Below are 20,207 nucleotides of genomic sequence, written 5' to 3'. Positions count from 1 at the left end.
CGCGAAAGGCATCCCCATGTCTCTCCAGCCGCACCACGACGGATCCGCCACCTACGTGCCCGAGCAGGAGCCCGCGCTGGGGCAGACCGTCCCGGTCCTCGTCCGGGTGCCGGCCGGCTCCGACGTCCGCCAGGTGCACGTCCGGACCACCGGCGACGGCGAGCCGCGCTTCGTCGAGGCGGTGGTCGACCGCACCGAGGGCGGTGACGTGTGGTGGCGGGCCGACGTCGAGGTCCGCAACCCGGTCAGCAACTACCGCTTCCTGCTCGACGGCGCGCGGGGCGCCCGCTGGCTGAACGCCGCCGGCCTGGTGGACCACGACGTGCCGGACAACGGCGACTTCAAGCTGGTCAGCCACGCGCCGCCGCCGGCCTGGGCGCGGGACGCGGTGATCTACCAGATCTTCCCGGACCGGTTCGCCCGCTCGGCCGCCGCGGCCGGCCGGACCGCGCCGGACTGGGCCATCCCGTGCGACTGGGACACCCCGGTGATCGGGCGCGGCCCGGAGACGCCCCGCCAGTTCTACGGCGGCGACCTGGACGGGATCACCGAGCGCCTGGACCACCTGGACCGTCTCGGGGTGAACACCGTCTACCTGACGCCGATCTTCCCGGCCCGCTCCAACCACCGGTACGACGCGGCGAGCTTCGACACCGTCGACCCGCTGCTCGGTGGGGACGCCGCCCTGGCGCGGCTGTCCGACGCCGTGCACGCCCGGGGCTGGCGGCTGCTCGGCGACATCACCAGCAACCACACCGGCGACGCCCACCAGTGGTTCACCGCCGCGGTCTCCGACGTGCACGCGCCCGAGCGGGACCTGTACTACTTCGACCTGTCCGGCGGGGACTACGAGTCGTGGAACGGCGTCAAGTCGCTGCCGAAGCTCAACTGGGGCAGCGCCGAGCTGCGCCGGCGCTTCGCCACCGCCGAGGACTCGCTGCTGCGCCGCTGGCTGCGCCCGCCGTACGCGCTGGACGGCTGGCGGGTGGACGTGGCGAACATGACCGGCCGGCGGGGCGCGGACGCGTACACCCACGAGGTGGCCCGGCTGCTGCGCGAGGTGGTCGCCGAGACCCGCGCCGACGGGCTGCTGCTCGCCGAGCACGGCCACGACCACACCGGTGACCTGGACCGGGACGGCTGGCACGGCACCATGAACTACGTCGGCTTCACCGATCCCGTCTGGTCCTGGCTGCGCCAGGGCGACGGCCCGGTGCCGAACTTCCTCGGCACACCGGGCGGGGTGCGGCGGCGGGACGCGGGCGCGGTGCTGGCCACCATGAACACCTACCGGTCGCTGGTCTCCTGGCGGTCGTACACGCACTCGTGGCAGCTGCTCGGCTCGCACGACTCCGCCCGGATCCGGACCGTGGTCGGCGACGCGGCCCGGCAGGAGGTGGCCGCCGGCCTGCTCGCCACCATGCCGGGAACGCCGGTGATCTTCGCGGGTGACGAGCTGGGCCTGACCGGCACCAACGGGGAGGGTTCGCGTACCCCGATGCCGTGGCACCGGCCGGAGAGCTGGGACCGGGGCACGTTCGAGGCGTACCGCTCGCTGCTGGCGCTGCGCCGGAACGAGCCGGCGCTGCGGCACGGCGGCCTGCGCTGGGTGCACGCGGACGCGGACACCCTGGTCTTCCTCCGCGAGGCGCCGACCGGCGCGGTGCTGGTGCTGGCCCGCCGCGCCCCCGGCACCCCGGTCCGCCTGACCGGCCTCCCCTCCGGAGAGAACGTCTACGGCGACGCCCCCGCCTTACGCCCGGACGCCGACGGCGCGGTCACCCTCCCCGGAGACGGGCCCAGCTTCCAGGTCTGGCGCCTCGCCTGACGTCAGGGGCGGGGGGCGGGCCGGACCAGGGCGCGGACGCCCTCGAGGTAGGTGGCGCGGTCCGGGGAGCCGGTCAGGATGCGTTGGGTGAAGTAGCCGGGGACCAGGCCGAACAGCGCGGTGCCGACCGCCTCCGGGTCGGCGTCCGCGGGCAGCTCGCCGGCGTCGCGCGCGCGTTCGGCGGCGGCCACGAAGTGGCCACGCAGCCGGGTGTACGTGGCCCCGACGAACTCGGCCAGCACCGGGTCACGCTGCGCCTCGCTCCACACCTGAAGCGCCAGCGGCAGCACGCCGTCCGGGCCGAGCTGGGTGTCGACGAAGGTCAGCGCCCGCTCCAGCACCCCGGTCAGGGGCAGCGGCGGGTCGGCCGTGGCCAGGTCGGCGAAGGTCGCGTCGGCGGTGCCGATCACCGCCTGGGCGATGGCCGTGATCAGGTCGTTCTTGCTCGGGAAGTAGCGGTAGACCGCGCCGACCGAGAGCCCGGCTTCCTTGATCACGTCCTGCATCGAGGTGTTGTGGAAGCCGTCGCGCACGAAGCAGCGGCGGGCCGCGTCGAGGATCTGCTGACGGCGGGCGGCCAGGTGTTGCTCGGAGACGCGTGGCACGACCCACATTCTAAATCGAACGTTCGTTCTTGACGAATCTCGCGTCGTCGGCGCACGCTCAACGCAAGAGAACGAACATTCGTTTTTAGGAGACGACGATGCTCCGGTCCCGCTCGCCCTGGACGCTCGCCGCGCTGCTCGCCAGCCTCGTGGTCGTCGTGCAGGCGCTGCTCGTACCCCTCTTCGCGGCGCCGGCCGCGCACCTCGCGCCGCGCGACCTGCCGGTCGCCGTCGCCGGGCCGCCGCCCGCCGCCGCCGACCTGGCCGCCCGGCTCGCCGCCGCCCGGCCCGGCGGCTTCGCCGTGACCACGCTGCCGGACGCGGCGGCGGCCGACCGGGCGCTGCGCGACCGGGAGGTGTACGCCGCCTTCGTGGTCGGCCCGGACGGGGTCGCCCTGCATACCGCGCCGGCCGCGAGCCCGACCGTGGCCGCGCTGCTCACCGAGGCCGCCGGGCAACTCTCCGCCGGCCGTCCGGTGCCGGTGGTGCAGGTCGTGCCGGCCGACCCGGACGACCCGCGCGGGGCCGGCTTCGCCGCCGGGTTCCTGCCCCTCGCGCTGACCGGCATGCTGGCCGGGGTGCTGCTCACCGTGCTGGTCGCCCGCCGTGCCGTGCGGCTGGCCGGCCTGCTCGGCTACGCCGTCCTGGCCGGCCTGGCCGGGACCGCGGTGCTGCACGGCTGGCTCGGCGTCCTCGCCGGGGACCCGTGGCCCGAGGCGGCCGCCATCGGGCTGTTCGCGCTGGCCACGGCGGCCACCGTGGCGGGCCTCGGCGCGCTGCTCGGCCGGGCCGGGCTCGGGCTCGGCGCGCTGCTCGTCTTCCTGGTCGGCAACCCGCTCTCCGCGGTCGCCGCCGCGCCCGAACTGCTGCCGCAGCCCTGGGGTGCGGTCGGGCAGTTCCTGCCGGTCGGGGCGGGCGGCACGCTGCTGCGCTCGGCCGCGTTCTTCGACGGGGCGGGCGCCGGCCGGTCGCTGGCCGTGCTGGCCGGCTACGCGCTGGTCGGCCTCGCCCTGGTCCTCGTCGGCAGCCGGAGCCCCCGGGTCGGCGCGGGCAGCCCGACACCGGCCGCGCGGCCTGCCGAGGTCACGGTATGACGGCACCTCGGCGGGCCGGCTACTACAAAGCGTCGTTGATGGGGGAGGATGGCCGGCGTGGAAGCTCTTCGACTGATCCTTCTCTACGTCCATCTGATCGGGTTCGCGCTGCTGCTCGGCGGTTCGATCGCCCAGTTCGTCAGCGGCCGGCTGCGGATCAACGCGGCCATGCTCTGGGGCTCGGTGATCGGGCTGCTGACCGGAATCGGTCTGTCCGCCCCACTGCGCGACGGCGACGAGCCGGCGCCGGCCAAGCTTGTTACCAAGTTGGTGCTCGCGCTGCTGATCTTTGTCATGGTCTTCTTCTCCCGTAAGCGGGAGTCCGTGAACCGCGGGCACTTCCTGGCGATCATCGGGTTGACGCTGGTCAACGCGGCGGTGGCGGTCTTCTGGCGTTAGCCCTCCGGCACAGCGGGAAGACCTCGGGAAACGGACGTTCGCGACACCTCTCCGGAGGGCCGTCGGCACGAAAGGTGATGTGCCCCACGTGCGGGTTACGTAGGGGTAACGACCGTTCAACAGTCGTGCACGATTGTCGGCCGGTGGGTGGGCGCGGGCGTACGCTCCCGTCCGTAACGTGGGACGCCGGCGGCACACCGCAGGCCGGCGCAAGGGCTGCCACCGCGCACGACGCGGTGTGCAATGGGAAGGAGACGTCTTGCGCTCTGTGCGTGGGATGCGGATCGCCTCCGCCATCGTGGCGGGTGGCCTCGTGCTGGGCGCCGCCGCGTGTGGTGAGGCCCCCAAGGACGACAACAACGCCGGCGGCAACGGCGGCAAGAAGTTCAGCGCCTGCATGGTGACCGACGTCGGCGGCATCGATGACAAGTCCTTCAACACCTCGGCCTGGAAGGGCCTCCAGGAGGCGAAGAAGGAGAACGACAACATCGACATCAAGAACGTCCAGTCGAAGGCCGAGGCGGACTACGAGGTCAACCTGACCGGGTTCGTCAACCAGAAGTGCGACTTCATCCTGGCCGTCGGTGGCCTGATGTCGGACGCCACCAAGAAGGCCGCCGAGGCGAACAAGAACCAGCAGTTCGCCATCGTGGACGCGAACCCGGGTGTGGACAACATCTACCCGATGCAGTTCGACACCGCGCAGGCCGCCTTCCAGGCCGGTTACCTGGCCGCCGGCATGAGCAAGACCGGCAAGGTCGGCACCTACGGCGGTCTGCCGATCCCGCCCGTGACCATCTTCATGGACGGCTTCGCCGACGGCGTGGCGTACTACAACAAGGCCAAGGGCAAGAACGTCCAGGTCATCGGCTGGGACAAGGCCGCCCAGAAGGGCTCCTTCACCAACGACTTCGTCAAGCAGGACGAGGGCAAGAAGGTCTCCGACGCGCTGGTCGCCCAGGGCGCGGACATCATCATGCCGGTCGCCGGCGGCGCCGGCCTCGGCACCACCGCCGCCGCGCAGGCCTCGAACGGCAAGTACTCGGTCGTCTGGGTGGACGTCGACGGCTGCGAGAGCACCCCGAACTGCCCGGCGCTGGTCACCACCGTCGTCAAGAACATCCCGGACGCCGTGAAGGACGCCGTGCTGAAGGCCGCCAACGGCGAGAAGCTCCAGGCCAAGCCGGGCTTCGTCGGCACCCTGGCCAACAACGGCGTCTCGATCGCGCCGTACCACGACTTCGACAGCAAGGTCCCCGCGGACCTGAAGGCCGAGGTCGACAAGATCAAGGCGGACATCGCCGCCGGCACCATCACGGTCACCTCGAAGGCCCAGCCGACCAAGTGACCGCTCCGCCGGCCGCCGCGGTGAGATCATCGGCAGCGGGGGCCGGCGGGCACCAGGTTTGACGACCGGCCGCCTCGGCGCACGCGGGGAAGACCCGCGCGACGTCGGGGCGGCCGGTCACCTTGATCCCCCACTGACCCCCACCCGGCGCGGTGGCCGGCGCGTAGCCGCTACGCTGCACCATCGCTCGCACTCCAGGAGGTTGCGCTGAGACTCGAACTGCGCGGCATCACCAAGCGGTTCGGTGATCTGGTCGCCAACGACCACATCGACCTGACGGTGGAGCCTGGAGAGATCCACGCCCTGCTCGGCGAGAACGGCGCCGGCAAGTCGACCCTGATGAACGTGCTCTACGGGCTCTACCAGCCCGACGAGGGCGAGATCCTGGTCGACGGCAAGCCGCTGAAGCTGAAGGGCCCGTCCGACGCGATCGCCGCCGGGATCGGCATGGTGCACCAGCACTTCATGCTGGTGCCGGTATTCACCGTGGCCGAGAACGTGATGCTGGGCGCCGAACAGGTCAAGGGGGGCTTCACCGGTTTCCTCGACCGCCGGCGGGCCCGCCGCGAGGTCGCCGAGGTCTCCGAGCGGTACAACCTCCGGGTCGACCCGGACGCGGTGATCGAGGACCTGCCGGTCGGCATCCAGCAGCGGGTGGAGATCGTCAAGGCCCTGACCCGCGACGTCGACCTGCTCATCCTCGACGAGCCGACCGCCGTGCTGACCCCGCAGGAGACCGAGGAACTGCTCACGGTCATGCGGTCGCTCAAGGAGGCCGGCAAGTCGATCGTGTTCATCACCCACAAGCTGGGTGAGGTCAAGGCGATCGCCGACCGGATCACGGTGATCCGGCGCGGGAAGACGGTCGGCACCGCCGAGCCGAGCGCCAGCCGCGACGAGCTGGCCGCGCTCATGGTGGGCCGCAGCGTCCGGCTGACCGTGGACAAGAAGCCGGCCCAGCCGGGCAAGCCGATCCTCGAGGTCGCCGGCCTGGTCGTCGACGACGACCGGCAGGTACGCGCGGTCGACGGCGTCGACCTGACCGTGCACGCCGGTGAGGTGCTCGGCGTCGCGGGCGTGCAGGGCAACGGGCAGACCGAGCTGATCGAGGCGATCATGGGGCTGCGCCCGGTGCTGGCCGGCACGGTCACCCTGGACGGCCAGGCCGTGCACGGCTGGTCGACCAAGAAGGTGCTCCGCGCCGGCGTCGGGTACGTCCCGGAGGACCGCAGCGTCGACGGCCTGGTCAAGGAGTTCTCCGTCGCGGAGAACCTGGTGCTGGACATCTACGACCGGCCGCCCTTCGGCAAGGGCCTCTCGCTCAAGCCGGACGCCATCGCGAAGTCGGCGAAGGAGCGGGTCGAGCAGTTCGACATCCGCACCTCCTCGGCGGACGCGGCGGTCGGCACCCTCTCCGGCGGCAACCAGCAGAAGGTGATCGTGGCCCGGGAGCTGTCCCGGCCGCTGAAGCTGTTCATCGCCGCCCAGCCCACCCGGGGCGTGGACGTCGGCTCGATCGAGTTCATCCACAGCCGGGTCATCCGCGAGCGGGACATCGGCACCGCCGTCATGGTGGTCTCCAGCGAACTGGACGAGGTGATCGGCCTGGCCGACCGGATCGCCGTGATGTACCGCGGCCGCGTCATCGGCGTGGTCGGCCCGGACACCCCGCGCGAGGAGATCGGCCTGCTGATGGCCGGCATCACGCCGGACACCGCCACCACGACCGCTGACGGCCCTGGCAACGAGGACGAGGCATGACCAACCCGAACCCGGTGTCGGGCTCCCCGGACAAGGAGCCGGCGACCGAGGCGCAGGAGGCGCGCAGCGAGGCCCGGGCGACGCCGTCCGCGCCCGCCGGCGACACCGAGCGGGCGGTGCCCGCCACCGCGACGAAGCAGCCCGCGGCCGAGGGGCCCCGCCCCACGCTGGGCCGGCTCTTCCTGGACAACCTCTGGGCGGCCAACACGGTCACCGTGACCGTGCTCGCCGTGCTGCTGGCCATGCTGGTCGGCGCGGTGCTGATCATCGTCTCCGACCCGGAGGTGCTGGCCACCTACGGCTACATCACCGCCCGGCCGGCGGACGCGCTCAACGCCAGCTGGACCGTGGTGAGCGAGGCGTACGCCAACCTGTTCAAGGGCGCGATCTTCGACCCGGACGCGGTCGGCTTCACGGCCGCGATGGGCCCGATCTCGGAGACGCTCACCTACACCGCGCCGCTGGTCTTCACCGGCCTGGCGGTCGCGCTGGCCTTCCGCGGCGGCCTGTTCAACATCGGCGCCCAGGGCCAGGCGACCATCGGCGTCATCCTGTCCGCCGTGGCCGGCTTCGCGCTGCCGCTGCCGCCCGGCGTGCACCTGCTCGTCGCGCTGATCGCCGGCGCGCTGGGCGGCGCGCTCTGGGGCTTCGTCCCGGGCATCCTCAAGGCGCGCACCGGCGCCCACGAGGTGATCAACACGATCATGCTCAACTACGTGGCGGTCTACTTCCTGTCCTGGATCATCATCCAGAGCGGGGTGCAGAACCCGAACCGGTCGGACGCGATCAGCAAGCCGGTCGACTCCTCCGCCCAGCTGCCCCGGCTGCTCGGCGACAACCTGCGGGTGCACGCCGGCATCCTGGTCGCGGTGCTGGCCACCTGGTTCATCGCCTGGCTGCTGAACCGCTCGACGCTCGGCTTCGAGCTGCGCGCGGTCGGCGAGAACCCGGACGCCGCCCGGACCGCCGGCATCAGCGTCACGAAGACGTACGTGCTGGTCATGGTGATCTCGGGTCTGCTGGCCGGTCTCGGCGGGTCGAACATGGTGCTCGGCTCGACGGCGAACGCCCTGACCCCGCTGGTGATCGCGCAGATCGGCTTCGACGGCATCCTGGTCGCCCTGCTCGGCCGGGTGAAGCCGTGGGGCGTGCTGCTGGCCGCGCTGCTGTTCGGCGCGCTCCAGGCCGGCGGCAACCGGATGCAGTCGTACTCCGGGATCTCGCTGGAGCTGGTCACCGTGCTCCAGGCGCTCATCGTCATCTTCATCGCCGCGCCGGCCATGGTGAAGGCGATCTTCCAGCTCCGGGCGGCCCGCGCGGCCCGGCTGCAGACGAGCCTCGCGAAGGGCTGGTGAGCATGTCCACCACCGCTGTCCCCGAGGTCGCCGTTACCGCGGTCGACGAGGGCTTCTGGACGCGCGCCCGCAAGGCCGGGGCCGTCCTGCTGGGGCTGGGCGTGCTCGCCACGGTGCTGTTCGGTGCGCTCGCCACCGACCAGCAGGCCCGCTTCACGCTCAGCGAGACCGAGGGCGGCGCCGCCCTGGAGATCAACGGTACGGTCGGCGCGATCCTCTTCGGGATCATCGCCGCCGCGGCCGGTGCCGCCCTGCTCGCCGGGGTGCCGAAGCGCTGGTTCACCCTGGTGCTCGGGGTCGGGCTGGTCGCCTTCGTGCTGAGCTTCCTGTGCTGGCAGGTGTCCGCCGCCCCCGAGGGCCGCAACTTCATGCCGCTGGTCAACGTCATCCGGGGCACGTTCATCCTGGCCCTGCCGCTGATCTTCGGCGCGCTGGCCGGCGTGCTCTGCGAGCGGTCCGGCGTGGTGAACGTGGCGATCGAGGGCCAGTTGCTGATGGGCGCCTTCTCCGGCGCGCTGTTCGGCAGCATCTCAGGCAGTGTCTGGGTGGGCCTGGTCGCCGCCGCCATCGGCGGTGCGCTGATCTCCCTGCTGCTGGCCGTCTTCGCCATCCGCTACCTGGTCGACCAGGTGGTCATGGGCATCGTGCTCAACCTGCTGGCGGTCGGCGTCACCGGCTTCCTCTACGAGCGGCTGATGCAGACCGACGCGACGAAGTACAACAGCGCGCCGCGGTTCAGCAACTGGGAGATCCCGCTGCTCAAGGACATCCCGCTGCTGGGTCCGGCGCTGTTCCGGGGCAACATCTTCCTCTACGTCGGGCTGCTGCTGGTGCTGGTCATCCACATCGCGCTGTTCCGTACCCGGTGGGGCCTGCGGACCCGGTCGGTGGGTGAGCACCCCACGGCCGCGGACACGCTCGGCGTGAAGGTGCTGCTGCTGCGCTACCGCAACGTGCTCATGGCCGGGCTGGTGGCCGGCGTGGGTGGGGCCTCGTACACCCTGGCGCTGTACTCGTTCACCAAGAACATGATCGGCGGTAAGGGCTTCATCGCCCTGGCCGCGTTGATCTTCGGCCGGTGGAGCCCGACCGGAGCGCTGCTCGCGGCGCTCTTCTTCGGCTTCGCCGACCAGCTCGCCACCTACCTGGGCGCGATCGGCAGCAGCATCCCGAGCCAGTTCCTCGCGATGCTGCCCTACCTGGCGACGATCCTGGCGGTGGCCGGGCTGGTCGGCAGGGTCCGGGCGCCGGCCGCCGACGGCAAGCCGTACATCAAGGGCTGACCGCCCGCGACACACCGTGCCCGGCGGGGAAGACCCGCCGGGCACCGTCGTCTCCGGCCGCCACCGCGACCGATCGGCGTGAATTGGGCAGAATGGGAGTCGTGATGGAGATCGACTGGGAGCGGCTGCGGGCCGCCGCCACCGAGGTCATGCGGCACGCGTACGCGCCCTACTCGAAGTTCCCCGTCGGGGCGGCCGCTCTGGTCGACGACGGCCGGGTGGTGGTCGGCTGCAACGTGGAGAACGCCGCGTACGGCGTGGTCCTCTGCGCCGAGTGCGGCGTGGTGTCCTCGCTGCACGCCACCGGCGGCGGCCGGATCGTGGCGCTGTCCTGCGTCGACGCCACGGGCGAGCCGCTGATGCCGTGCGGCCGGTGCCGGCAGCTGCTGTGGGAGAACGGTGGCCCGGAGTGCCTGATCGAGACGAAGGGCCGGCCGCTGCGGATGGCCGAGCTGCTGCCGCACGCGTTCGGCGTGGAGGACCTGGAGGCGGTGACCGGCGAGACGCCGGTGCCCGTGGTGCCGGAGCGGCTGGCCGCCTGGCGGGGCCGGGGCTCGGTCTTCGTGCACCCCGACCTCTCCGCCGGTCAGCAGGTCTGGACGGCGTACTGGGAGCGGTCGGCCGGGGACACCGAGGGCGCCGAGACCGGCGTGCTGGAGGAGGGCCCGACCTGGGACGACCCGGCCGAGGCGATCACCTGGGGGCTGGCCCGGACGCCGCGCGTCGTCGTGGTGGACGCGTCGGGCACCATCTTCTGGGCCGGCGAGGGCGAGCCGCCCCTGGAGATCCCGGTCCGCTGGTCCCCTGCCTGAGCTGCCGGACCGGTTCCTGAACAACGAGGAAAGATCATCTGATGAGTGCATTCACGGCGGTTGACGTCATCCGGGCCAAGCGCGACGGTGGCGTGCTGAGCGACGGCCAGATCGACTGGGTCGTCGACGCGTACACCAAGGGCCTGGTCGCCGACGAGCAGATGTCGGCGCTGGCCATGGCGATCCTGCTGCGCGGCATGACCGGGCCGGAGATCGCCCGGTGGACCGCCGCCATGATCGCCAGCGGCGAGCGCCTGGACCTGTCGCCGGTGGCCCGGCCGACCGTGGACAAGCACTCCACCGGCGGCGTCGGCGACAAGATCACCCTGCCGCTGACCCCGCTGGTCGCCGCCTGTGGCGCGGCCGTGCCGCAGCTCAGCGGCCGGGGCCTCGGCCACACCGGCGGCACCCTGGACAAGTTGGAGTCGATCCCCGGCTGGCGGGCCGCGCTGACCAACGAGGAGTTCATCGCCCAGCTCCGCGACGTCGGCGCGGTGATCTGCGCGGCCGGCGACGGGCTGGCCCCGGCCGACCGCAAGCTGTACGCGCTTCGCGACGTCACCGGCACCGTCGAGGCCATCCCGCTGATCGCCAGCTCGATCATGAGCAAGAAGATCGCCGAGGGGACCGGGGCGCTGGTGCTCGACGTGAAGGTCGGCTCCGGCGCCTTCATGAAGAACGTCGACGACGCCCGCGAGCTGGCCCGGACCATGGTGGAGCTGGGCGGCGCGCACGGGGTGCGGACGGTCGCCCTGCTCACCGACATGTCGACCCCGCTCGGCCTGGCCATCGGCAACGCGGTCGAGGTGGCCGAGTCGGTCGAGGTGCTGGCCGGCGGCGGCCCGGCCGACGTGGTGGAGCTGACCCTGGCGCTGGCCCGGGAGATGCTGGCCGCGGCCGGCCTGCCCGACGCCGACCCCGAGGCGGCGCTGCGGGACGGCCGGGCCATGGACGCCTGGCGCGCGATGATCCGGGCGCAGGGCGGCGACCCGGACGCCCCGATGCCCACGGCCCGCGAGGTCGAGGTGGTCACCGCCACCGACGACGGCTACGTCGCCGGGATCGACGCGTACGCCATGGGCGTGGCCGCCTGGCGGCTGGGCGCCGGCCGGGCCCGCAAGGAGGACCCGGTGAGCGTCCCGGCCGGCGTGGTGCTGCACAAGCGCCCCGGCGACCGGGTACGCGTCGGCGAGCCCCTGTACGAGCTGCGCGCGGAGCACGCCGAGCGGATCCCGGCCGCGCTGGCCGAGGCGGAGCGGGCGGTGCGTATCGCGCCGGACGCCCCCGCCGCGACGCCGCTGGTGATCGAGCGGATCGGCTGATCTTTTCCGGTCATGGTGCGGTGCCCACCGAGCCGCTATCCTCGCAGGCCAGGGGGGACCGACCGGCGATGAGCCGTTGCGAGCAGACAGGGACCTGAGCCGTGCGCGTACCCGCCCCCGACCCCCGGGCCGTCCGTGAGGCGAGCCTCGACGAGCTGTCGCGGCTGGGCCTCCCGCTGCCGCCCCCGCAGTTCCCGCTGGTCTGGGAGCCGGGGGACGAGATCGAGCTGCGTCCCACCCCGGAGGTCGAGGCCCGCATCGCGGTGCTGCACGTGATCCTGGCCCGCTGCTTCGGGATGCCCGCGCAGGCGGCGATGAGCTGGCTGCTGGATTCGCACCTGGTCGAGATGGTGACCCCGCCGGAGTGGCAGTTCGTGATGGGCGGCAAGGGCGACCACCGGTCGTTCGTGCTGCACCACGACGCGCTGTTCTCGCTGGCCTGGGTGCTCGGGCTGGCCAAGGAACTGGACCCGACGGTGCCGGTGGACGAGCGGCTGGTCGAGCGGATGCCGAACCTGGTGGCGGGGGAGACCTTCGGCCAGTGGCGGGCCCGGATCCTGGCCGCACCGCAGCACCCCGCGGACGCGGCCGCCCTGCTCGACCTGCACTACTGCCTGGACTGGGCGTACCTGGAGTCGGAGGAGGCCGGGCTGGCGCTGCCCGGGCTGGTGGACGCGAACGCCATCGGGCAGCGCCGGTGGGCGCTGGAGTGGGCCGTGGTGCTGCGCGGGCCGTACCACGACGAGCCGCCGGGCTGGGAAGAGGTCGACCTGTCCACCTGAGCGGCGGTGGTCAGCGCGGCCGGTGCACGGTGAGCCGGACGGCAAGGGTGACAGGCACCGGCTCGGGCAGCGCGGCGATCCGCTCGGCGAGCCGGGCCGGGTCGGCGTGCCAGGCGCTGGGCCCCATCCCGACCAGGGTGGCCACCTCGGTGCGGCTCAGCTCCAGCCGGGCCCGGTGCTCGGCGGCCGACTCCTCGGTGAACTGCCCGCTGAGGCTGCCGGCGACCCGGTCGGCCTTGGCCGGGTCCACCCGGAGCAGGTCGAGCGCGTCGACCAGTTCGGCGAGATGATCGCCGGCCGGTGTGACCACCAGCAGCGCGCCCGCCGGGTCGAGCACCCGGTGGAACTCGGCGCCGTTGCGCGGCGCGAAGACATTCAGCAGCACGGCCGCGGACCGGTCGGCCAGCGGCAGCCGCTGCCAGGTGTCGGCCAGCGCGGCGGCGGCGCGCGGGTGGGCCCGGGCCGCCCGGCGCAGTGCCGGCTTGGCGACGTCGAGGGCCAGGCCGACCGCGTCCGGCAGCGCCGCCAGCACCGCCGCGAGGTACCAGCCGGTGCCGGCCCCGGCGTCCACCACCAGGGGGTACGGGCCGGCGTCGGCCGACCGCACGTCGGTGGGGGCGAAGCGGGCCGGCGGGCCGACGGCGCGTACCCGGTCGAGCGCCCGGACCGTGGCGGCGGCGAGCGCGGCGGCCACCGGGTCGTAGTGGCCGGCGGCCAGGAAGTCGGCGCGGGCGGCGACCATCTCGGCGCTGTCCCCGGTGTGCGGGGCGCGGCCGGCGAGCAGGTTGACGTACCCCTGGCGGGCGACGTCGAAGCTGTGCCGGCGCGGGCAGCGCAGCGCTCGTGCGGTGCCGGCGGTGGTCTCCGCCAGCGGCTCGGCGCAGACCGGGCAGCGCAGCCGGGCCAGGATGCGGTGGTCCACGTCAGCCCTCCGGCGCGGTCGGGCGGCCGGACAGTCGGTCGACCACCCGCTGGGTCAGCGCGCCCAGCGCGTCGATCTCCTCCGGAGTCAGCAGATCGATGAGGTGCCGGCGGACCGCGGCGACGTGGCCCGGGGCGGCGGCCTCGATGGCGGCCCGGCCGGCCGGCGTCAAGACCACGATGGAGCCGCGGCCGTCCGAGGGGTGCTCCTCCCGGGTGACCAGGCCGCGCTGCTGCATCCGGGCCAGGTGGTGGGACAGCCTGCTGCGGGACCAGAGCATCCGGTCGGCCAACTCGCTGAGTCGCAGCCGCTGGTCGGGCGTCTCGGAGAGGTCGGAGAGGACGTCGTAGTCCGGCTCGGAGAGGCCGGCGTCCTGCATCAGATCCCGGGCCAGCTCCAGGTCGAGCAGGCGCCGCATCCGGCGGTACCCGCGCCAGGCGCGGGCCTCCCGCGCGTCCAGCCAGGGTGGTGCGTCCATGTGCCGAGCCTAACTTACTTGTTGACATGTCATCAAACCCACCCTACGGTCGATGACATGTCAACCACATTGCCGGCACGGCTGGTGCGGCTCCTCACCGGCCTGGCCCTCTTCGGCGCCAGCGTGGCGCTGATGGTCCGGGCGGATCTCGGCCTGTCCTCCTGGGACGTGCTGCACCAGGGCCTCGCCACCCGGACCGGTCTGCCGCTCGGGTGGATCGTCAACGGCGTGGCGCTGCTGGTCCTGCTGCTCTGGTTCCCGCTGCGTCAGCGGCCGGGCGTGGGGACGGTGGCCAACGTCGCGCTGGTCGGCCTGGCGCTCGACGCGGTGCTGGCGGTGCTGCCGCAGCCGTCCGCGCTTCCCACCCGGATCGGCCTGCTGCTCCTCGGCATCCTGCTCAACGGGGTCGCCACCGGCCTCTACCTCGGCGCCCGTCTTGGGCCCGGGCCCCGTGACGGCCTGATGACCGGCCTCGCCGCGCGCGGCCTGCCCGTCGGCCGGGTCCGCACCGGGATCGAGCTGGCGGTGCTCGCCGTCGGCTGGCTGCTCGGTGGGACGGTCGGTCCCGGCACCCTGCTGTACGCGCTCTCCATCGGGCCGCTCGCCCAGTTCCTCATCCCCCGACTCGCCGTGCCCGCCCCGGGCCGGCCCACCACGACAGGAGTGACCCCGCCATGCCCCGCCTGAACGTGATCGTCGCCAGCACCCGACCCGGCCGGGTGGGCAGGCGGATCGGTGACTGGTTCACCGCCGCCGCCGTCCGCCACGGCGCCTTCGACGAGGTGCGCCTGGTCGACCTCGCCGAGGTCGGGCTGCCGTTCCACGACGAGCCGCACCACCCCTCCGAGGGCATCTACCTGCACGAGCACACCCGGTCGTGGAGCGAGACCACCGCCGCCGCCGACGCCTTCGTGCTGGTGATGCCGGAGTACAACTACGGCTTCAGCGCGCCGCTGAAGAACGCGATCGACTACCTCTACCACGAGTGGCGGCACAAGCCCGTGGGCTTCGTGAGCTACGGCATGAGCTCCGGCGGCCTGCGGGCGGTCCAGATGATCAAGCAGGTGGTGACCACGTTGAACATGATGCCGGTCAACGAGGCGGTGGCCGTCTTTCTGCGGCAGGCGCTGGACGAGGCCGGTGAGCTGCGACCGGATCCGGGCCGGGAGGCGGCCGCGGACCAGATGCTCGACCAGCTGGCCCGGCTGGCCGTCGCGCTCGCGCCGCTGCGGGTGCCGGCTTGACCGCCCGGCTGTGGGAGCTGTTCGGCGAGCGGGGCCGCGGGGTGCTGGTGACCCTGCGCCGGGACGGGCGGCCGCAGCTCTCCAACGTCGACTACCTGGCCGAGCCGGGGCTGATCCGCTGCTCCACCACGGGGGACCGGGCGAAGGTGCGCAACCTGCGGCGCGATCCACGGGCCAGCTTCCACGTCAGCACCCCCGACGGCGGGGCGTACGCGGTGGCCGAGGGTCGGGTGGACCTCACCCCGCCGGCCGCGGCGGCCGACGACGCCACGGTCGAGGAGTTGGTCGAGGTCTACCGGCGGATCCGGGGCGAGCACCCGGACTGGGCGGACTACCGGGCGGCCATGGTGGCCGACGGCCGGCTGGTGCTCCGCCTCACGGTCGAGCGGGTGTACGGCTGGCGGCCGTGAGCCGCCCCGGTCCGGTGCCGCGCCCCGGCCGCCGGTGACTAGGGTCGGTGCATGGCAATCTCGTACGAGGACATCGTCAAGGTCCCGAAGGCGCTGCTGCACGACCACCTCGACGGCGGTCTGCGGCCCGCGACGATCGTCGAGCTGGCCGCCGAGGCGGGCCACGAGCTGCCCACCACCGATCCCGAGGCGCTGGGCCGCTGGTTCGCCGAGGCGGCCAACTCCGGTTCGCTGGAGCGCTACCTGGAGACCTTCGCGCACACCGTGGCGGTCATGCAGACCGGGCCCGCGCTGCGCCGGGTGGCCCGCGAGTGCGCGCTCGACCTGGCCGCCGACGGGGTGGTCTACGCCGAGGTCCGGTTTGCTCCCGAGCAGCACCTGGAGCGGAACCTGACCCTGGACGAGGTTGTCGACGCGGTGGTCACCGGCTTCCGGGAGGGCAGCGCCCTGGCCGCCGAGGCCGGCACCCCCATCCGGGTCGGCACGCTGCTCACCGCGATGCGGCACGCGGCCCGGTCGCAGGAGATCGCCGAGCTGGCCGTGCGGCACCGCGACACCGGGGTGGTCGGCTTCGACATCGCCGGCGCGGAGGCGGGCTTCCCGCCCACCCGGCACCTGGACGCCTTCGAGTACCTCCAGCGGGAGAACTTCCACTTCACCATCCACGCCGGCGAGGCGTTCGGGCTGCCGTCGATCTGGCAGGCGATCCAGTGGTGCGGCGCGGACCGGCTGGGGCACGGCGTCCGGATCGTCGACGACATCACGCCCGGGAACCCGCCGGCGCTGGGCCGGCTGGCCGCGTACGTCCGGGACAAGCGCATCCCGCTGGAGCTGTGCCCCTCCTCGAACGTGCAGACCGGGGCCGCCGCGTCGATCGCCGACCACCCGATCGGGCTGCTGCGCGACCTGCGCTTCCGGGTGACGGTGAACACCGACAACCGGCTGATGAGCGGCACCTCGATGTCCCGGGAGATGGCCCTGCTGGTGGACGCCTTCGGCTACGGCTGGAAGGAACTCCAGTGGTTCACCATCAACGCGATGAAGAGCGCCTTCATCCCGTTCGACGAGCGGCTGAAGATCATCGACGAGGTGATCAAGCCGGCGTACGCCAAGCTGATCGGCTGATCACGGCTGCCGCGGGTGGCCGGCGAGCAGGGCGGCCACCCGGCGCAGCACCTGCCCGGCCCGGGCCGCCTCGGCGCCCAGCCCGGTCTGCCGGCGCAGCACCGCCGGCTCCGCGCGCAGCAGCGTCACCCCGCGCCGGATCAGCACCCGCGGGGCCTTGCGCTGCTCGGCCAGGTCGCGGGCGAGCCGGCGGACGAAGGTGGCGCCACGGGGGCGGCGCAGCGCGTACGCCCCGGCGAGCAGGCCCCGGCGGCGGCACTCCTCGACGATCTCGGCGGCGAAGATCCCTTCGGCGACGAAAAGTGGCGATCCGTCGACGTCGAATGGCCGGGTGGCCACCCGCCGGTCCGCGCCGATCGCATAAACCGGCACTTCGGCCTTGCCGTGCCGGGCCAGTCGGGCGATTGTTTCCACCGCCGTGTCCGCGTCCCAGGACAGCGGGGACTCCCAGTCCACCGCTCCGTTCCGACGCGGCAACGTAGGGTCATCGCCGTCCTTGTAGAAGTCGTCCAGGCAGAGGACGGGAAGTCCGGTTCGTTGGGCAATGTATGACTTTCCGGAGCCGGAGGGCCCGGCGAGCAGGACGACGCGGTGAGGGTGTTCCATTACCTTGAGTGACTCCGGCCAGACGGATTGCTATCAAATTGCATCAACATCTCATCACACCTCCGGCGAGGGACAACCTGGGCTTTCTCTTTGCGGGGCGGCGTGATGGAATCTCGGAGGTCCGACCCGCCGGGTCGGTCGCTCGGCGTTGCCCACAGGGCACGCCGGACGCGGTAATGCGAGGGCGGTGACGTGAGCAAACGGCCAACGACGGCGGGCTCCTTCCTGTCGCGTCTGCGCCGGCCGGCCAGCCGGCTCCGCGACATGCCGATCTGGTCCAAGCTCGGCCTGATCATGATCGTGCCGACGATCGCCACAGTCGTGGTGGGCACCAGCGGTCTGGTCGACCACCTGGAGACGCTCAACAACGCCAACCGGGCCGGCGACCTGGCGAACATGGTCGCCTACTCGGGCGACCTGGCGGACCGGCTGCAGGACGAGCGGGTGGCCTCGGTGCTGTTCCTCGGCGCGGTAGGGGATCAGCCGCGGGCGCAGTACCAGGAGGCCTACAACAGGGCCAACCAGCGGGTGGACCAGGCGAAGGGCCCCTACTCCGACCAGCGGCGCGCGATCGCGGACCTGCCCCGCAGCTTCGAGGCCAGGCTGAAGGACGTCGACGACGGTCTCGCCGACCTGCCGGGCACCCGCAGCCAGGTCCTGAACGGCAAGTTCAAGGGCGACGAGGCGCGGAAGAGCTACGACGCACTGATCAACGACCTGCTGGCGATCCGTGACTCGGCCATCCAGCTCGCCGGCGACAACGACCTGAGCGACCGCATGCGCGCGGCGGCCGCGGTCGCCCGGCAGAAGGAATACCTGGCCCAGCGCCGGGTGGTCGTCCACGAGGCGCTCACCCAGGGGACCCTCACCCAGAACCTGCGCCAGCAGTTCACCAAAAGCGAGACCGGCGGGGAGCAGGCGCTGGAGAGCTTCAAGGCGGTCGCCAACCAGGCCGACTCGGAGTACTTCGACCAGACCGTCTCCGGCCCCGACAGGCGCGAGGCCGACAACTACACCAGCTTCGTCCGGGGCAACATCTCCGGCGACATGAAGAAGCCGCCCTTCACGCGGGACCAGTGGGACGGGGCCATGGTGGCCAACGCGAAGCTGATGCGCACCGTGGAGACGCGGCTGGACGGCGCCGTGGTCCGCCACGCCGACGAGCTGCGGTCCGACACCCAGCGCCAGGTGTTCCTGGAGACCGGCCTGCTGCTCAGCATGCTGCTGCTGGCGATCCTCTTCGCCTACCTGGTGGCCCGCTCGATGGCCCGCTCGCTGCGCGACCTGCGTCAGGGCGCGCTCTCGGTGGCCCAGTACGGCCTGCCGCAGGCGGTGGCCCGGCTGCGCGACCCGCAGGTCACCGGGCAGCTCTCCCCGGTGCAGCTGGCCAACCAGATCGCCGAGCCGCTGCCGGTGCGCAGCAAGGACGAGTTCGGCCAGGTGACCGAGGCGTTCAACGCCGTCCACCTGGAGGCCGTCCGTACCGCGGCCGAGCAGGCCGCCCTGCGGGCGTCCGTCGCGACCATGTTCGTCAACCTGGCCCGCCGGTCGCAGATCCTGGTCGACCGGCTGATCGGCCACCTCGACCGGCTGGAGCGCGGCGAGGAGGACCCGGACCGGCTGGCCGAGCTGTTCCAGCTCGACCACCTGGCCACCCGGATGCGCCGCAACGACGAGAACCTGCTGGTCCTCGCCGGCGCGGACTCCACCCGCGTGCAGCGCGAGCCGGCGGCCCTCATCGACGTACTCCGCGCCGCCCAGTCCGAGGTCGAGCACTACACCCGGATCGAGTTCGGCGTGATCGACCGGGACATCGAGGTCGCCGCGCACGCGGTCAACGACCTCGTGCACCTGGTCGCCGAGCTGTTCGACAACGCCACCGCCTTCTCCCCGCCGGACTCGCACGTCATGGTGGAGGCCCGGCGGGTGGGTGACCGCGCCTCCCTCTACGTGGAGGACCGGGGCATCGGCATCAGCCACGAGCAGCTCCGCGAGCTGAACGAGCGGCTGGCCACGCCGCCGCAGGTGGACGTGGCGGTGTCCCGGATGATGGGCCTCGTCGTGGTCGCCCGGCTGGCCTCCCGGCACGGCGTCAAGGTCGAGCTGCGGCCGGGCGGCGACCGGGGCACGGTCGCCGACGTCACGCTGCCCACCTCGGTCCTGGTGCCGCGCGCCCTCTCCGGCCGCGGCCAGCCGGCGCCGGCCCTCCCGGCCGCCACCGGCCCGCAGCAGGGCGGCCCCGCCCCGGCGTTCGGCGCCCTGGCCGCGCTCGGCAACGGTCCGCACACCCCGCCGCCGGCTCCGCACCCCGGTGCCTCCGGCAACCAGGTCACCCTGGGCGGGCGGTCCTTCGACCCGGCGCCGCGCAACGGCTCCGGCACCCCGGCCAACGCCGGCGCCGGCCGCTCGATGCCGGCCTGGTCCGACCTGACCGGCGCCGGCCCCCTCTCCGGTGGTGACGGCTTCGCCCCGCGCAGCTCGAACGGCCAGCAGATCGACCCGCTGCCCCAGCGGCGCAACCCGGCCGAGGCCGACCCGGCCTCCACCGGTCAGCAGCCGGCCATCCCGCGGCAACTGCCGAGCAGCCCGGAGGCCCGGCCGTACAACCCGCCGCCGGTCTCCGCTCCGCCGGTCCCGCCGCTGTCGGCGCCGCCGCTGCCGCCGGTCTCCGGTGTGCCGGTCTCCGGCCACCCGGTCTCCGGTTACCCCGTGTCCGGCTCGCCGGCCTCCGGTTACCCCGTGTCCGGCTCGCCGGCCTCCGGTTACCCCGTGTCGGGGGCGCCGGCTTCCGGTTACCCCGTCTCCGGGGCGCCGGCCTCCGGTTACCCCGTCT

19 protein-coding genes are annotated in these 20,207 nt (G+C 72.9%); 15 read left to right on the top strand and 4 right to left on the bottom strand.

Going from position 1 to position 20,207, the window contains the following annotated elements; translation table 11 throughout:
• Positions 1–16: 16 nt before the first annotated feature.
• Positions 17–1,828 carry a glycoside hydrolase family 13 protein gene (locus tag NLX85_RS08000; RefSeq protein WP_254332880.1) on the top strand — a complete coding sequence of 604 codons (1,812 nt, stop codon included), beginning with the start codon at positions 17–19 and terminating at the stop codon, positions 1,826–1,828.
• 2 nt (positions 1,829–1,830) lie between these two features.
• On the opposite strand, the gene NLX85_RS07995 is transcribed toward NLX85_RS08000, so the two are convergent.
• On the bottom strand, positions 1,831–2,433 hold the full coding sequence (locus tag NLX85_RS07995) for a TetR/AcrR family transcriptional regulator (protein WP_254332878.1): 603 nt from the start codon (positions 2,431–2,433) through the stop codon (positions 1,831–1,833).
• 98 nt (positions 2,434–2,531) lie between these two features.
• On the opposite strand from NLX85_RS07995, the gene NLX85_RS07990 reads away from it, so the two are divergent.
• The 9 genes from NLX85_RS07990 (at position 2,532) to NLX85_RS07950 (ending at position 12,589) form a co-directional block, all read left to right on the top strand.
• Positions 2,532–3,527: a hypothetical protein gene (locus NLX85_RS07990; RefSeq protein WP_254332876.1), complete on the top strand. Its 996-nt coding sequence runs from the start codon at positions 2,532–2,534 to the stop codon at positions 3,525–3,527.
• A 57-nt stretch (positions 3,528–3,584) separates the two neighbouring features.
• Complete coding sequence (locus NLX85_RS07985) at positions 3,585–3,926, top strand: hypothetical protein (RefSeq protein WP_091322005.1); 342 nt, start codon at positions 3,585–3,587, stop codon at positions 3,924–3,926.
• A gap of 277 nt (positions 3,927–4,203) precedes the next feature.
• On the top strand, positions 4,204–5,274 hold the full coding sequence (locus tag NLX85_RS07980; RefSeq protein WP_212838862.1) for a BMP family protein: 1,071 nt from the start codon (positions 4,204–4,206) through the stop codon (positions 5,272–5,274).
• Positions 5,275–5,481: 207 nt separating this feature from the next.
• On the top strand, positions 5,482–7,035 hold the full coding sequence (locus NLX85_RS07975) for an ABC transporter ATP-binding protein (protein WP_254333702.1): 1,554 nt from the start codon (positions 5,482–5,484) through the stop codon (positions 7,033–7,035).
• A complete protein-coding gene (locus NLX85_RS07970) occupies positions 7,032–8,390 on the top strand; it encodes an ABC transporter permease (RefSeq protein ID WP_254332874.1) in 1,359 nt (452 codons plus the stop codon). The genes NLX85_RS07975 and NLX85_RS07970 overlap by 4 nt, the downstream gene beginning before the upstream one ends.
• 2 nt (positions 8,391–8,392) lie before the next feature.
• Positions 8,393–9,673, top strand: a complete 1,281-nt coding sequence (locus NLX85_RS07965; protein WP_254332867.1) for an ABC transporter permease — start codon at positions 8,393–8,395, stop codon at positions 9,671–9,673.
• 92 nt (positions 9,674–9,765) lie between these two features.
• Positions 9,766–10,485 carry a cytidine deaminase gene (locus tag NLX85_RS07960; protein ID WP_254332865.1) on the top strand — a complete coding sequence of 240 codons (720 nt, stop codon included), beginning with the start codon at positions 9,766–9,768 and terminating at the stop codon, positions 10,483–10,485.
• 41 nt (positions 10,486–10,526) lie between these two features.
• Complete coding sequence (locus NLX85_RS07955; RefSeq protein ID WP_254332863.1) at positions 10,527–11,807, top strand: thymidine phosphorylase; 1,281 nt, start codon at positions 10,527–10,529, stop codon at positions 11,805–11,807.
• A gap of 101 nt (positions 11,808–11,908) precedes the next feature.
• On the top strand, positions 11,909–12,589 hold the full coding sequence (locus tag NLX85_RS07950; RefSeq protein WP_254332861.1) for a DUF4272 domain-containing protein: 681 nt from the start codon (positions 11,909–11,911) through the stop codon (positions 12,587–12,589).
• A 10-nt stretch (positions 12,590–12,599) separates the two neighbouring features.
• Here NLX85_RS07950 and NLX85_RS07945 read toward each other — a convergent pair whose 3' ends face one another.
• Both NLX85_RS07945 and NLX85_RS07940 read right to left on the bottom strand, forming a co-directional pair.
• Positions 12,600–13,511, bottom strand: a complete 912-nt coding sequence (locus tag NLX85_RS07945; RefSeq protein WP_254332859.1) for a putative RNA methyltransferase — start codon at positions 13,509–13,511, stop codon at positions 12,600–12,602.
• A gap of 1 nt (position 13,512) precedes the next feature.
• The gene (locus NLX85_RS07940) at positions 13,513–13,989 is read right to left on the bottom strand and encodes a MarR family winged helix-turn-helix transcriptional regulator (protein WP_254332858.1); all 477 of its coding nucleotides are present in this window, start codon (positions 13,987–13,989) and stop codon (positions 13,513–13,515) included.
• Positions 13,990–14,046: 57 nt separating this feature from the next.
• Here NLX85_RS07940 and NLX85_RS07935 point away from each other — a divergent pair, with 57 nt between their 5' ends.
• The 4 genes from NLX85_RS07935 to NLX85_RS07920 are packed head-to-tail and all read left to right on the top strand — an operon-like array spanning position 14,047 to position 16,768.
• The gene (locus NLX85_RS07935; protein WP_254332856.1) at positions 14,047–14,676 is read left to right on the top strand and encodes a YitT family protein; all 630 of its coding nucleotides are present in this window, start codon (positions 14,047–14,049) and stop codon (positions 14,674–14,676) included.
• The gene (locus NLX85_RS07930; protein WP_254332854.1) at positions 14,664–15,233 is read left to right on the top strand and encodes an NADPH-dependent FMN reductase; all 570 of its coding nucleotides are present in this window, start codon (positions 14,664–14,666) and stop codon (positions 15,231–15,233) included. The genes NLX85_RS07935 and NLX85_RS07930 overlap by 13 nt, the downstream gene beginning before the upstream one ends.
• Positions 15,230–15,643, top strand: a complete 414-nt coding sequence (locus tag NLX85_RS07925) for a PPOX class F420-dependent oxidoreductase (protein ID WP_254332852.1) — start codon at positions 15,230–15,232, stop codon at positions 15,641–15,643. The genes NLX85_RS07930 and NLX85_RS07925 overlap by 4 nt, the downstream gene beginning before the upstream one ends.
• 51 nt (positions 15,644–15,694) lie before the next feature.
• Positions 15,695–16,768: an adenosine deaminase gene (locus tag NLX85_RS07920; RefSeq protein WP_254332850.1), complete on the top strand. Its 1,074-nt coding sequence runs from the start codon at positions 15,695–15,697 to the stop codon at positions 16,766–16,768.
• Here the strand turns inward: NLX85_RS07920 and NLX85_RS07915 are convergent, their stop codons facing one another.
• Entirely contained in the window at positions 16,769–17,224 is a 456-nt protein-coding gene (locus NLX85_RS07915) for an ATP-binding protein (RefSeq protein ID WP_254332848.1), read from the bottom strand.
• A gap of 342 nt (positions 17,225–17,566) precedes the next feature.
• On the opposite strand from NLX85_RS07915, the gene NLX85_RS07910 reads away from it, so the two are divergent.
• The coding region (locus NLX85_RS07910; protein WP_254332847.1) for a nitrate- and nitrite sensing domain-containing protein at positions 17,567–20,207 on the top strand (2,641 nt) is incomplete at its 3' end.

This window comes from Micromonospora sp. A3M-1-15 (assembly GCF_024213425.1).
GTDB lineage: Bacteria > Actinomycetota > Actinomycetes > Mycobacteriales > Micromonosporaceae > Micromonospora > Micromonospora chersina.
This window is presented reverse-complemented; position numbering and strand designations above follow the sequence as displayed.